This is a genomic window from Vibrio sp. THAF190c (assembly GCF_009363355.1).
Taxonomy (GTDB): Bacteria; Pseudomonadota; Gammaproteobacteria; order Enterobacterales; family Vibrionaceae; genus Vibrio; species Vibrio fortis_A.
On sequence record NZ_CP045338.1, the window covers coordinates 3,209,157 to 3,223,214 of the forward strand.

General features: G+C 47.3%; 10 protein-coding genes. 6 read left to right on the plus strand and 4 right to left on the minus strand.

Features of this window, described 5'->3' with window-relative positions; genetic code table 11:
• The first annotated feature begins 58 nt into the window (after nucleotides 1-58).
• A complete protein-coding gene (gene rhlB, locus FIV04_RS14570) occupies nucleotides 59-1,369 on the plus strand; it encodes an ATP-dependent RNA helicase RhlB (protein ID WP_152469457.1) in 1,311 nt (436 codons plus the stop codon).
• A 6-nt stretch (nucleotides 1,370-1,375) separates the two neighbouring features.
• Complete coding sequence (gppA, locus tag FIV04_RS14575; RefSeq protein WP_152469458.1) at nucleotides 1,376-2,869, plus strand: guanosine-5'-triphosphate,3'-diphosphate diphosphatase; 1,494 nt, start codon at nucleotides 1,376-1,378, stop codon at nucleotides 2,867-2,869.
• A gap of 506 nt (nucleotides 2,870-3,375) precedes the next feature.
• On the opposite strand, the gene FIV04_RS14580 is transcribed toward gppA, so the two are convergent.
• From FIV04_RS14580 to recQ, 3 genes are all read right to left on the minus strand, one after another.
• Entirely contained in the window at nucleotides 3,376-4,047 is a 672-nt protein-coding gene (locus FIV04_RS14580; RefSeq protein ID WP_032552267.1) for a 7-cyano-7-deazaguanine/7-aminomethyl-7-deazaguanine transporter, read from the minus strand.
• A 231-nt stretch (nucleotides 4,048-4,278) separates the two neighbouring features.
• Nucleotides 4,279-4,578 carry a DUF3630 family protein gene (locus FIV04_RS14585; RefSeq protein WP_150870696.1) on the minus strand — a complete coding sequence of 100 codons (300 nt, stop codon included), beginning with the start codon at nucleotides 4,576-4,578 and terminating at the stop codon, nucleotides 4,279-4,281.
• Between the two features lie 30 nt (nucleotides 4,579-4,608).
• Nucleotides 4,609-6,447 (minus strand): ATP-dependent DNA helicase RecQ, encoded by a 1,839-nt coding sequence (gene recQ, locus FIV04_RS14590; protein ID WP_032552264.1) that lies wholly within the window; start codon nucleotides 6,445-6,447, stop codon nucleotides 4,609-4,611.
• A gap of 180 nt (nucleotides 6,448-6,627) precedes the next feature.
• Here recQ and rarD point away from each other — a divergent pair, with 180 nt between their 5' ends.
• The 4 genes from rarD (at nucleotide 6,628) to ggt (ending at nucleotide 11,026) form a co-directional block, all read left to right on the plus strand.
• A complete protein-coding gene (gene rarD, locus FIV04_RS14595) occupies nucleotides 6,628-7,536 on the plus strand; it encodes an EamA family transporter RarD (RefSeq protein ID WP_150895985.1) in 909 nt (302 codons plus the stop codon).
• Between the two features lie 85 nt (nucleotides 7,537-7,621).
• A complete protein-coding gene (locus tag FIV04_RS14600; protein WP_152469459.1) occupies nucleotides 7,622-8,416 on the plus strand; it encodes an AraC family transcriptional regulator in 795 nt (264 codons plus the stop codon).
• 98 nt (nucleotides 8,417-8,514) lie between these two features.
• Nucleotides 8,515-9,177: a LysE family translocator gene (locus FIV04_RS14605; protein ID WP_152469460.1), complete on the plus strand. Its 663-nt coding sequence runs from the start codon at nucleotides 8,515-8,517 to the stop codon at nucleotides 9,175-9,177.
• A gap of 91 nt (nucleotides 9,178-9,268) precedes the next feature.
• Entirely contained in the window at nucleotides 9,269-11,026 is a 1,758-nt protein-coding gene (ggt, locus tag FIV04_RS14610) for a gamma-glutamyltransferase (protein ID WP_152469461.1), read from the plus strand.
• A 726-nt stretch (nucleotides 11,027-11,752) separates the two neighbouring features.
• On the opposite strand, the gene uvrD is transcribed toward ggt, so the two are convergent.
• The gene (gene uvrD, locus FIV04_RS14620; RefSeq protein WP_032552259.1) at nucleotides 11,753-13,930 is read right to left on the minus strand and encodes a DNA helicase II; all 2,178 of its coding nucleotides are present in this window, start codon (nucleotides 13,928-13,930) and stop codon (nucleotides 11,753-11,755) included.
• Nucleotides 13,931-14,058 lie beyond the last annotated feature (128 nt).

The window sequence follows — 14,058 nt, forward strand, 5'->3', positions numbered from 1 at the left end:
TGCCCTATTGGAATGTATTTACTTTCGTATTGCAAGCTTAAGCTGATATTCTATAGCTATGAAAAAGACGCATATCACAGAGCAAAAGTTCGCCGATTTGGATTTAAACGCCCAAGTCATTGAAGGATTGGAGAAAAAAGGGTTCGAATATTGTACCCCGATTCAAGCCTTGGCGCTGCCGGTACTGCTCACCGGCCAAGACATCGCAGGCCAGGCCCAAACGGGCACTGGTAAAACGCTCGCGTTTCTTACTGCTACCTTTAACCACCTGCTAAATACGCCTGAACACGAAGGTCGTAAGCCAAATCAGCCTCGTGCGATTATTATGGCTCCGACGCGCGAGCTAGCGATTCAGATCTTTAACGATGCTGAGCCTCTTATCGCGAATACTGGTATTAAAGCGGCACTTGCCTACGGTGGCGAGAGCTACGATAAGCAGTTAGCGAAACTAGAAGACGGTGTAGACGTTCTGATCGGTACTACTGGCCGTATCATCGACTTCTACAAGCAGAAGGTATTTAACCTGAACCACATCCAAGCCGTTGTACTGGATGAAGCGGACCGTATGTTCGACCTTGGTTTCATTAAAGACATCCGTTTCTTGTTCCGTCGTATGCCTGAGCCAAAAGATCGCCTGAACATGCTGTTCTCTGCGACGCTTTCTTACCGCGTACAAGAATTGGCGTTTGAGCACATGCACAACCCTGAGCATGTTGTGGTTGAGCCTGAGCGTAAAACTGGTCACCGTATCAAAGAAGAGCTGTTCTACCCATCAAACGAACACAAGATGGCACTACTGCAAACTCTGATCGAGGAAGAGTGGCCTGAGCGTGCAATCATCTTTGCTAATACTAAGCACAAGTGTGAGTCTGTATGGGGCCACCTAGCAGCTGACGGTCACCGTGTTGGCCTACTAACGGGTGATGTTCCTCAGAAGAAACGTGAAAAGATCCTTGAGCAGTTCACTAAGGGTGAAGTTGACCTCCTCGTTGCAACCGACGTTGCGGCACGTGGCCTACACATTCCTCAAGTAACTCACGTGTTCAACTTCGACCTGCCGGACGATTGTGAAGATTACGTTCACCGTATAGGTCGTACTGGCCGTGCTGGTGCAAGTGGTCACTCAATCAGCTTCGCTTGTGAAGATTACGCAATTAACCTTCCAACAATCGAAGAGTACATTGAGCACGCAATCCCAGTTTCTGACTACGATGCTTCGGCACTTATTGAAGATCTGCCAGCACCATTGCGCCTGCGCACGCGCAACCCGCAACAGCGCCGCTCAAACAACGGTGGTTCTCGTAACGGCAACCGTAAGCCGAACCAAAACCGTCGCCCACGCCAGCCGCGTCATAACAAGGAAGCTTAAACGCCTATGACTCAAACAGTGTCACCCCCGCTATACGCTGCTATCGACCTCGGGTCGAACAGTTTTCATATGCTCGTTGTGCGTCATATCGATGGCAGCGTCCAAACCATGGCCAAGATTAAGCGCAAAGTTCGTTTAGCTGCCGGCTTAGATGAAAATAATGCTCTTAGCTTAGAGGCTATGCAGCGAGGTTGGGATTGTTTGAGTCTCTTTGCTGAGCGACTTCAAGATATTCCTACTGAAAACATCCGTATTGTGGGTACTGCTACCCTGCGTACCGCAACCAATGTGGATATTTTCTTAGAAAAAGCAAACCAGATTCTTGGTCACGACATTAATGTTATCTCTGGTGAAGAAGAAGCTGCGACTATCTATAAAGGCGTAGCGCACACCTCCGGTGGTAGCGGTCGTCGTTTAGTGGTCGATATTGGTGGCGCGAGCACAGAGATGATCATCGGTGAAGGTTTCTCTGCCAAGGCACTAACTAGCCTAAAAATGGGCTGCGTGACATGGCTTGAGCGCCACTTTAAAGATCGCCAACTGACGGCAAGCAACTTTGAGCACGCGATTGATGCTGCCAAAGCGACACTAGAGCCAATCCTAGAGAGTTACACCAAGCTAGGTTGGGATGTGTGTGTGGGCGCGAGCGGCACAGTACAGGCTCTGCAAGAGATCATGCTAGCGCAAGGCATGGACGAGGTTATCACTCATGCCAAGCTTAAGCGTCTGCAAAAGCAAGCAATGATCGCCGAACGTTTAGAAGAGCTAGAGATTGAAGGTCTAACTCTAGAGCGCGCTTTGGTATTCCCAAGCGGCCTTTCTATTCTGATTGCAATCTTTGAACTGCTTGAGATCGACTCAATGACACTGGCCGGTGGTGCACTGCGCGAAGGCCTAGCCTATGAGATGGTCGATGAGCTGCGCCAAGATGACATTCGCGCACGCACGATTGCGAGTGTTCAATCACGCTACCAGATGGATACTCAGTACGCTGAGCAAGTTTCTCAGCTGGCTGAGTCTCTTTACCAACAGGCTGGCAGCAGTGAGTGGATTGCAGAGCCTCAAGCTCTCGTCATGTTACAAACCGCAGCCAAACTGCACGAGATTGGTCTCACTATCGATTTTAAAAAGGGTGGTGAGCATAGTGCTTACTTACTTCAGCATCTCGATCTGCCAGGCTTTACACGTGCGCAGAAGCACTTCCTTGGCGAGCTAAGTCGTCGTTACCGTGAGCAGTTAACATCACTGCCGGAACAACATGCAATTTCAGGCACCAGCGCGAAACGTGTACTGCGCTTGTTGAGACTGGCTATTCTGTTAACTCACCGTCGTAACCCAGAACTAGAGCCAAAAGTAAGACTTGTTGCCGATGGCGATAACTTAACAGTGACCATCGATAAGCAGTGGCTTGCGAGTAATCCGCTTACCGCAGCCGAGCTAGAGATTGAAGCCAACCGTCAAACCGACATTGGTTGGCCACTGACCATCGTTGAGTCGTAGTCAGTACACTTGTTTTAGATACACAAAAGGCCTTCACAACTGAAGGCCTTTTTTTATTTACTTCCCTGCCCGCTTCTTTTCCACACTTCTACTCATACGCTCCATGACGAGAGTGCTGACTCCGAACCATGGCATTAATCCGATTGAATGGGGAATGCTCTCTTCCATTTCTTACGGCGATAATCACTATATACGCAGTAGAGTTTGAAGGTGATAAGGATAAACATGACGTACCTCTAATGACAAAGAGCCGCCATTCTACAAACGCACACTCGCGCAGCATCAGCAAAGGATTACCGTTCAATAATAACGATATAAGGAAAATATAAACCAATACCTATCATTAACTTAGACGGAAAAAAACACATTCTAGATAGAATATTGAAAGGTATAGAGGGGAGGATAAATTGGTTATAGAAGGCATTAGAAATAAAAAAGCGCCCTTTAACTGGAGGTTAAAGAGCGCTGGGAAGTCAAAGGACGCTGAATAGATAAATCGTCGTTCTCTAAGCGTTTACACCCGTTGCTTTAAAACTAGGGTTAACCGCCGTCAGCTTCTTCACGATGTAGTTCAGTAGTACGCCGTACATCGGTACGAACAGGCCTAAGCTGATCACCAACTTAAAGCCATAGTCCACCAGAGCAATCTCGGTCCAATGTTCAGCCATGAATGGATCTGGGCTTTGGTAGAAAGCAATCGCAAAGAAAGCGATGGTATCAATTGCGTTACCGAATAAGGTTGAACATGTCGGTGCAATCCACCACTGTTTCAGTTGGCGCAGACGGTTAAATACGTGCACATCAAGAATCTGACCTAACAGGTACGCCATAAAGCTTGCTGCTGCGATACGAGCAACAAACAAGTTAAACTCGCCAAGCTGTGCAAAACCTTGGAACTGGCCTTCAAAGAACACAACCGATAAGAAGTACGACACCGCTAGTGCAGGCAACATCACCAAGAAGATGATTTTACGCGCTAACTGAGCACCGAAAATACGTACGGTCAGGTCGGTCGCTAGGAAAATAAACGGGAAAGTGAACGCGCCCCATGTGGTATGCATACCGAAGATGGTAAAAGGCAGCTGAACAAGGTAGTTACTTGATGCAATAATGATCAGGTGGAATAGAACTAGCAGGGCTAGAGCTTTGCGCTGTTGCGCAGGCGTAAAGTTACTCATGCGGTACCTTTTTAGTTTGGTTTGGGGGTGAGGGAACCCAAATCGAGTGACTTATTCATTTATCATGAACAAGGCTCTTACCAATAATGTGAATAAAAAATCTGTTTAACTTTGCTCTATTGAGCGGCGGGCGATTATACATTAATCAATTTTGACTGCAATGAGAGGAATAAACGCAAACGTTTATCCCTAACATTTCTTCATTTCAGTAGTGATTCCGCGGGAGTAAAATTAGAAGCCGCGTTTAAACAGAGAAGCCAGATAATCGAATTCTTCTCGACTCGCTTCTGGGCTTAGAGACTCAAACCAGACTGACTCGCTGTAATGTTCAGACTTAAGAAACAACTGACACCCTTCAAAATCCACCAGCCAAGAGTGCATATCCGCATCCCACTGCTTTTCAATCACACTGGCAGAAAGCAGCGCAATTAGCTTCTCTCCTAACTCAGGAAAAGTGTCAAAGTCAAAGCTTGGCGTGGTAATCAGCAGTCGCCCTTCTTCAGCAAGATATTCTCTCAGTCCAAATTCCATTTTACTTCTCTATTTATAATTTTCGGGACGTTAACCGTGGTTGGTAATGTGTTCTTGAATCAAATCAAGGAACGGATCGGCATATTTGTCCAACTTACGCTGGCCAACACCGTTGACTGCTAGCATCTCACCGTAAGAGGTTGGCAAAATTTCCGCCATGTCGATCAGTGTGGCATCACTGAAGACAACATAAGGCGGCAAGCCATCTTCATCGGCAATCGACTTACGTAGCTTGCGCAGCTTAGCAAATAGCTTCTTATCGTAATTCTTGCTGCTGAGCTTATCGGACTTCGCACTACGCGCAGCAGTATCCAGACGTGGCACTGCCAACTCTAGAGTCATTTCACCACGCAGCAGTGGACGAGCTTCTTCGGTCAGTTGCAACGTAGAGTTGCGAGTGATGTTTTGAAACAACAACCCTTTATGAATTAACTGACGGAAAATACTGATCCAGTAGTCATGGCTGTGGTCACGACCAATACCATAGGTAGAAAGCTTGTCATGCCCATTGTCTCGTACACGGATGTTCTGCATACCGCGCATCACTTCAACCACATAACCCATACCAAAAGATTGGTTTACTCGATACACGCATGAAAGGGCTTTTTGCGCCTCTTCTGTAGCATCAAAGTGCTTTGGTGGATCAAGGCAGATATCGCAGTTGCCACATGGCTTTTCACGATACTCACCAAAGTAGTTAAGCAGTACCTGACGACGACATGTCTGAGCCTCAGCGAAAGCACTCATCGCATTGAGCTTATGAGTCTCTACCTGCTTTTGTGGCCCATCATCTTTCTCATCCAACATACGGCGTAGCCAACCCATATCTGCTGGGTCGTACAACATCATCGCTTCAGCAGGCAGACCATCACGCCCTGCTCGACCCGTCTCTTGATAGTAAGACTCGATGTTTCTTGGGATGTCGAAGTGCACAACAAAGCGTACATTGGGCTTGTTGATGCCCATACCAAACGCCACGGTCGCTACGACTATCTGAATATCATCACGCTGAAACGCTTCTTGTACATAAGCGCGTTCGTCTGTATCCATACCAGCGTGATAACCCGCGGCGCGAATGCCGTTGTTACACAGCTTCTCGGTGACCATCTCTACCTTCTTGCGGCTACCACAATAGATGATGCCGCAATTACCGCGCTGGGTTTCTAGGTAGCGCACCACTTGAGAAACCGGTTTGTGCTTCTCTACCAGGTTATATCGGATATTAGGGCGGTCAAAGCTGCCTAAGTAGGTGTGAGGATCCACCAGCTGCAAGCGCTGAATAATGTCTTTACGCGTCGCATCATCCGCGGTTGCCGTCAATGCCATATAAGGGACATGAGGAAAATACTGCTTAAGCTGACCAAGTGATGCGTATTCGGGACGGAAGTCATGACCCCACTGCGAGATACAGTGTGCTTCATCCACTGCGATCATCGACAGCGGCAAGCCTTGCAAGCGCTCAATGAAATCACGCATCAATACACGCTCAGGTGAGACGTAAACCATCTTTAATTGGCCTGAGTTCATGCGATTGAAGACTGAAATGAGCTCTTCACGTGGCATTGAAGAGTTAATACACTCTGCCGCCACACCATTGGCCTTGAGTTGGTCCACTTGATCTTTCATGAGCGAAATTAGTGGCGAGATAACTAATGTGAGCCCCTCACGCACTAACGCGGGAATCTGATAACAGAGCGACTTACCACCACCAGTTGGCATGATCACCAGGCTATCTTGCCCGGACACCGCCATATCGATCACCTCTTGCTGACCATCTCTGAACTCTTGATAGCCGAACACCTCCTCAAGCACGCTTTGAGCGCTGATGGTGGTATTGGTGGTTTGTTCTGCAATCAAAGTAGCGGTCATTGGGTATCCTAATCGCGGGGTTAAATAAGCTCGCTCAGCAGTAAAGCGAGGCGACACATTGTAGAGGGGAATGGTGGTGAATAAAACCGCAAATTATTAGGTGAAACGGTCTAACGCTCCTATACTGACCAACTCTCTTTATAAATCTTATTCATAAGCACTCTGTGCCAGAGATAATTCATGACACCAGAACAACAACAGCGTACACGCCAAGGTATTTTGCTTGCGATTGGTGCGTATACGATGTGGGGCATTGCGCCTATATATTTCAAATCGTTAAGTGAGGTTTCTCCGTTAGAGATCCTGAGTCACCGTGTAGTTTGGTCTTTTTTCTTACTCGCTTTTCTACTACACCTTGGCCGCAGCTGGCGAAATGTTCGCGACACACTAACCTCCAAGCCGAAGATGACTTATTTGGTTGCTACCTCTCTATTGGTGGGTGCCAACTGGTTAATCTTCATCTGGGCGGTCAACGCCAACCACATGCTCGACGCCAGTCTAGGGTATTACATCAACCCGTTAATTAATGTGGTACTTGGTATGATCTTTTTGGGCGAGCGTCTCAGAAAGCTGCAGTGGTTTGCGGTTGGCTTAGCCGCGATTGGTGTCTTGATTCAGATTGTCGCGTTCGGTTCTATCCCTGTGGTGGCGATTGCTCTCGCCTTCTCATTCGGCTTCTATGGCTTGCTAAGAAAGAAGGTCAGCCTCGAAGCACAGACCGGCCTATTTATTGAAACCTTAGTGATGCTACCTGCTGCGGCCATCTACCTGCTGTTTATCGCGGATAGCGCAACATCGGACTTAGCAGCGAACCCAATGACGCTCAACCTGCTGCTGATCGCTGCTGGTATCGTTACAACCTTACCTCTGCTGTGTTTTACTGGCGCTGCAACACGACTCAAGCTATCGACACTCGGCTTTTTCCAGTACATCGGCCCAAGCTTGATGTTCTTATTAGCGGTCCTCATTTATGGCGAAGCCTTTACGACAGATAAAGCCATCACCTTTGCCTTTATTTGGGGCGCACTGGTGATCTTCAGCTTTGATGGACTGCGCCACAACAAAAAAAGCAAACGCACTCAACAGTGATGTGATCGTTTTTTACAAGACAATTTAGAAATACAGAGATAAGCTTGGTTGGATTGATGATAATTTAACCAAGCTTTTTTATACCATGGATAAAGTCCACTACTACTCAACACCCACTGAAGATATCAGCCTGATCCAAGCTCAATACCAAGAGTTTGCCTTTCAGCGCCACTATCATTTGGACTTTCACATTGGTTTGATTACCCAAGGACAGCAAAAATTCGTCTATAAGGGTACTAGCCATCATGTGGGAGCGGGTCAGGTAGTAATCATGCCACCAGATGAGCTGCATGATGGTCACTCAAAACTAGATTCAGGCTATCAGGTCAGCGTGTTCTCAGTATCTCCTCAATGGTTTCAAGATCTTGCGGATCCCGACCAAAACGGTCACACATTGAGCTTTTCGAAGCTGATCCTTTCTGATCACGCCGCTTTTTCACAACTACGCAACTTGCATGGCTTGCTCATCAATCAAAATATCAGCCAACTCGCCCAAGACTGCCTCCCTTTTGAAGGATTTTCGACGATTGTGGATCGTTACGCCAAGTTTGGATCCAAAACCGAGACTCAACTAGGTAATCAATCTATCGAAACACTGAAAGAGTATTTAATGGCAAACCTAGACCAGCCAGTACGTTTAGAGCAGCTCTCTGAACTATGTGACTTATCAACCACGCAATTCCAGCGCCACTTTAAGAACAAAATGGGCATTACACCTTATGCCTGGCTAAGTCGTTTGCGTATGGAGCAGAGCATGAGGCTCATCAAATCAGGTGTGTGTGGTACTGACGTGGCGCATCAAGTTGGTTTCTACGATCAAGCGCATTTCTCAAAGGCGTTCAAGACAACCTTTGGTGTCCCGCCTTCACAAATCAACTGAGTGTTGATTATTTACAATTGCTCTGTGTGAGATCTAGGTAAGCTACCCCATATACCAACAACAGTTAGAATCTAGCTAAGCGTTATCGAGATTAGACAATGAACGAAATCACCATCCTTATCACCCTAGCCTCTATCCACTTTATTGCTTTAATGAGCCCCGGTCCTGATTTTGCGCTTGTGGTCCAAAATGCCACACGTCACGGTAGGCAGACAGGCTTGTACATCGCGCTAGGTTTGTCGTGTGGGATTTTACTTCACTCATTACTGAGCTTGACGGGCATCAGCTACCTGGTCCACCAGCAACCAACCCTATTTGCGGTTATCCAATTGTCGGGTGGTAGCTACTTACTTTACCTAGGTTATGGCGCACTCAAAGCGACTTGGCAGACGATTCAAAGTCATGATGACGACAATCAAGCGCTCAACTCAAAAGATCTTATTCTGACCAACAAACGTGAGGCGTTTTCTAAAGGCTTTGCCACTAACATCCTCAATCCAAAGGCGTTGGTGTTCTTTATCAGCTTGATGTCGAGCTTAGTCCCTGCAGATATGTCATTGTCGGGCAAAGGCTTTGCGCTACTTATCTTGTTTGGTCTGTCGCTATTTTGGTTCTCACTATTGGCTTGGATGCTGTCAACCAAAGCACTTCAGAAAAAGCTGCATGAAGCGACCGTTTACATTGACGGCTTGTGTGGCGCGCTATTCAGCATGATAGGTTTAAGTATCTTATGGCAATCGGCTTCATCATTGATCGCCTAAATTAGAATCAAGATTACAATTCGTTAACAACGTACTGGCTAAATATCGTTTCCACTGCCAATCTAGCTCTGCATATGAAAAGGAGAAGATCATGCAGTGGAAAACAAAACTAACAACCCTCGCCACTTCTACCCTACTTTTTGCCTCTCACGTCAGTTGGGCAAATCAAGCTGCCGATTCCGTCGCCCCAGAACAAAGTAGTGGTTTAGAAGCCAAGCAACTCGTCAAAGCCAACGATTGGATGGTCACAGCAGCCAACCCATTGGCAACACAAGCAGGCGCTGACGTACTTGCGCGTGGTGGTAACGCGGTAGACGCCATGGTTGCCGTACAACTTATGCTTGGCTTGGTTGAGCCACAATCGTCTGGAATTGGTGGTGGTGCCTTCCTTGTCTATTTCGATAATGAAGCCAAACAGCTAAAGACCTACGATGGCCGCGAGACAGCACCACTAGACGCGACTCCTCGCCTGTTCCAAGACGAAAATGGAAAGCCTCTTAAATTTTACGATGCCGTTGTTGGCGGACGCTCAGTTGGTACACCGGGTACCGTTCAATTGCTATGGGACACTCACCAGAAATACGGCAAGTTGGAGTGGGCGTCACTGATAGAGCCCGTCGCTCAATTGGCGAAAAAAGGCTTTACCATCAGCCCACGCTTAGCAACATTGATTGCCAATGATCAAAAGCGCCTTAGCCGCTTTGCCACCACCAAGGCCTACTTCTTCAATGCCGATGGCAGCCCGAAAACCGCAGGAACTCTTCTTAAAAACCCAGAGTACGCCGCAACACTAGAGGCCATTGCCAAAGACGGTGCCAAAGCGTTTTATCAAAGTGAAATCTCTGCAGATATCATCAACACAGTACAAACTGCCAAGGGGAACCCCGGTGTCTTAGCGCAAAAAGACTTCGACGCGTACTCTATCAAGCGGCGTGAGCCAGTATGTTCCGCTTATGGAAGCTACGATATCTGTGGTATGGGACCACCAAGCTCAGGAGCGCTCACTGTCGGACAAATCTTAGCCATGACTGAGCAGTTTGATCTCAAATCTTGGGGACCAAACGATGCAAAATCTTGGCAAGTGTTAGCAGACGCTTCTCGTCTAGCCTTTGCAGACCGAGGTATGTATATGGCAGACCAAGATTACGTACCAATGCCAACTCAAGGGTTAGTAAACACTGACTACCTTAAAGAACGGGCGCAGCTCATCACTGCAGGAAAGGCATTGGAAAGCGCGCCATCAGGTACGCCACCTTGGGATCACGCGATGCAAAGAAGCCAAGATATCTCGATTGAGCTTCCTTCCACCAGCCACTTCAATATCGTCGATAGCGATGGCAATGTCGTGTCCATGACCACCACGATTGAGAATGCGTTTGGCTCGCGCTTAATGGTGAGAGGCTTCCTACTTAATAATGAATTAACCGACTTCTCATTCAAAACTCATAACGATGGTAAGCCTATTGCTAACCGCCTAGAACCGGGCAAGCGTCCACGCTCTTCGATGGCGCCAACTATCATTATGCAAGATGACAAGCCTTACATGGCGATTGGCTCTCCGGGTGGCAGCCGCATCATAGGTTATGTTGCACAGGCAATCATCGCTCACACACAGTGGGATATGGATATTCAGCAAGCGATCAACCAACCACACTTTCTAAATCGTTTTGGTACCTTAGATCTGGAAAAAGGTACCTCAGCCGAAAACTTCAAACCTGAGCTAGAAAAGATGGGATTTGAGGTCAATATTCGCGATCTTAACTCTGGTTTACATGCTATTCGCATCACTAAAGATGGCCTAGAAGGGGCTGCAGACCCTCGTCGTGAAGGTGCAGCGATAGGTAAATAGTCGGTTATTACGCCTTTTTACTCACTGCCTTGTGAGAGATCTCTTACAAAGCAGTGAGTATATATCGATATTTAACTAAGAAAACTAGCAACAACAGCACCTAAACCATTGAAATAAAACAATACGTCTATTTTGACACCAATATTACTGTGAGAAATTTGAGTTTCAGCCATTGCTGATAAATTGGGGATCGGTAATATGAATGGTGTCGGAAGGATGCTGACACGGAACAGGAAAACACCAAGGACTTGGTTATCTTCAGGATGAAGATTCGATTACTCAGGATGAATAATCGGCACGGATAGCGAAATTGGACATTGAATGGACGCAATAGTAACTAGGATGGTTGCTACTAAGGAAAGACAATGGACACCTCTGGACGAGGAAAGGACTGAACATCAGGATGATGTAAGGGACACCGCTCAAGGAACAAGTGACGCGCGCTAACGAGGATTGTTGGCAGATCAGGATAAGATCGAGGACACCGCTAGGAAGGCGACGAAAGGAATACGCTGAAGGATAACAGCACACTATCATGGATTAGATGCATGGAGCACACTTAGTAGCCGGATTGCTGCGAGTAAGACTATAGACCCCGATGAGCGCAAGCTCTCGGGGTTTTTCTTTATCTGCTGTTTATCGCCTTTCTGGGTACTCAACCTAAGTATCGCTCAACAAAAAAGCCGCCCGAAGGCAGCTTTTCAAATCACTCTAGTTTTCTTGCACTTAACCTAGCTTCTCTAAACGAGCATAAGCAGTCACCAGCCATTTGATACCCTCGCCGTTGAAGGCCACCTGAACTCGGCTCTGTGGACCACTGCCCTCAAAGTTGATAATGGTACCTTCACCAAACTTAGGGTGTTTAACACGTGAACCTAAGCTAAAACCAGTTTCGTTGAAGTTCTCTTTAACCGCGGTTTGTCCAAAGCGACCGCTACTTGCCGGACGACTTACCTGTGCTTTCATTCGTACTTCATCAAGACAAGTTTCAGGCAGTTCTCGAATAAATCGTGATGGCTTGTGGTACTTATCTTGACCATATAGGCGACGCATTTCTGCGTAAGTGATGTAGAGCTTCTCCATTGCACGCGTCATACCTACATAACATAGACGACGTTCCTCTTCCAAGCGCATCGCATCTTCGGCAGACATCTGGCTCGGGAACATTCCTTCTTCGACACCAACCATGAACACCATTGGGAACTCAAGACCTTTAGCACTATGCAGAGTCATCAATTGAACAGCATCATCAAACTCGTCTGCCTGCCCCTCACCCGCTTCTAGCGCGGCATGAGTCAAAAATGCCGTCAGCAAGCTCATCTCTTCGGCTTCTTCCGGCTTCTCGAATTGACGAGTCGCCGTTACTAGCTCTTCCAAGTTCTCAATACGAGCCTTCGACTTCTCGCCTTTTTCTTGCTCATACATAGCAAACAAGCCAGACGACTTAATCACGTGGTCAGTCTGTTCATGCAGGCTCATCTCATGAGTGTCATCTTCTAGTGCGTTGATAAGCTCGATAAATCGGCTCAATGCCCCTGCTGCTCTGCCCGCCAAAACCTGCTCTTCAAGAAGTGCGATACTCGCCTGCCACATCGTCGCGCCACGATCGCGTGCAGCAAAACGAATGGTCTCTAAGGTTTTATCACCCATACCGCGCGTTGGCGTATTCACCACACGTTCAAAGGCTGCGTCATCATTGCGGTTAGACATCAATCGCAGATAGCTCAGTGCATCTTTGATCTCCTGGCGTTCGAAGAATCGCATGCCGCCGTAGATGCGGTAAGGTAATCCACCTTGAATCAAAGCTTCTTCGAGTACACGAGACTGGGCGTTGTTACGATAAAGCATCGCCGTATCATTCAATGCTCCACCCTTGTCTTGCCACTCTTTGATTTTGCTCACCGTAAAGCGCGCTTCGTCGAGCTCGTTGTAAGCAGAATAAACCGAGATAGGTTCGCCATCGTTGCCGTCCGTCCACAGCTCTTTACCCATACGCTCAGTGTTATTCGAGATCAGTTCGTTCGATGCTTGCAAAATGGTCTTGGTTGAACGGTAGTTCTGTTCCAGACGAATGGTGGAGGCACCTGGGAACTCATCTAAAAACTTTTGGATATTCTCAATTTTAGCGCCACGCCAGCCGTAGATTGATTGGTCATCATCACCTACGATCATCACTCGACAGTCAGGACCTGCCATCATGCGTAGCCAAGCGTATTGAATGTTGTTGGTATCTTGAAATTCGTCGACCAAGATATGCTTAAAGCGCGCTTGGTAGTGTTCACGAATGTGCTTTTTATCACGCAGAAGCTCATGACAACGCAGCAAGATCTCAGCAAAATCGACCAGACCAGCACGATCACACGCCTCTTGATACGCAGCGTAGATCTTAAGCCAGGTCTTGGTGACTGGGTCATTGTAGGTATCAATATGGCTTGGACGTAATCCTTCGTCCTTCTTGCCATTGATCCACCAAGACGCTTGTTTCGCTGGCCACTGCTTCTCATCGAGATTTTGCGCTTTAATCAGACGGCGCAATAAACGAATTTGATCATCGGAATCAATGATCTGAAAGTCTTCTGGCAATTTCGCATCTAAGTAGTGAGCGCGCAAAACACGGTGACAAATACCGTGGAAGGTGCCGTTCCACATACCTGAAGAGCTACCCATCATCAGCTCATCAATACGACCACGCATTTCAGCGGCCGCTTTGTTGGTAAAGGTCACTGACATGATAGAAAACGGCGACGCCTGCTCTACGGTTTGCAGCCATGCGATACGGTGAACCAACACTCGCGTTTTACCACTGCCTGCTCCCGCTAAGATCAGCAAGTTTTCTAAGGGTGCAGCCACTGCCTCACGCTGCTTGTCGTTGAGGCCATCGAGTAAAAGCGAAGGATCAATCATTTGGGTTTGCTCACTACTGGGTATTTATACATAAAAGTTGATTATAACCTAAACACAGAGCGCAGTTTAGGAGAATAAGAAGAAAAAATATCCAAAAATAAATTATTAATAATCATAACCTTACACAT

Excerpts from the sequence above, each read along its gene's own strand:
- FIV04_RS14585 (WP_150870696.1), bottom strand. The coding sequence starts at position 4,578 with ATGGAATTTGGACTGAGAGAATATCTTGCTGAAGAAGGGCGACTGCTG.
- FIV04_RS14600 (WP_152469459.1), top strand. The coding sequence starts at position 7,622 with ATGGATAAAGTCCACTACTACTCAACACCCACTGAAGATATCAGCCTG.
- rarD (WP_150895985.1), top strand. The coding sequence starts at position 6,628 with ATGACACCAGAACAACAACAGCGTACACGCCAAGGTATTTTGCTTGCG.
- FIV04_RS14580 (WP_032552267.1), bottom strand. The coding sequence starts at position 4,047 with ATGAGTAACTTTACGCCTGCGCAACAGCGCAAAGCTCTAGCCCTGCTA.
- ggt (WP_152469461.1), top strand. The coding sequence starts at position 9,269 with ATGCAGTGGAAAACAAAACTAACAACCCTCGCCACTTCTACCCTACTT.
- FIV04_RS14605 (WP_152469460.1), top strand. The coding sequence starts at position 8,515 with ATGAACGAAATCACCATCCTTATCACCCTAGCCTCTATCCACTTTATT.
- uvrD (WP_032552259.1), bottom strand. The coding sequence starts at position 13,930 with ATGATTGATCCTTCGCTTTTACTCGATGGCCTCAACGACAAGCAGCGT.
- rhlB (WP_152469457.1), top strand. The coding sequence starts at position 59 with ATGAAAAAGACGCATATCACAGAGCAAAAGTTCGCCGATTTGGATTTA.
- gppA (WP_152469458.1), top strand. The coding sequence starts at position 1,376 with ATGACTCAAACAGTGTCACCCCCGCTATACGCTGCTATCGACCTCGGG.
- recQ (WP_032552264.1), bottom strand. The coding sequence starts at position 6,447 with ATGACCGCTACTTTGATTGCAGAACAAACCACCAATACCACCATCAGC.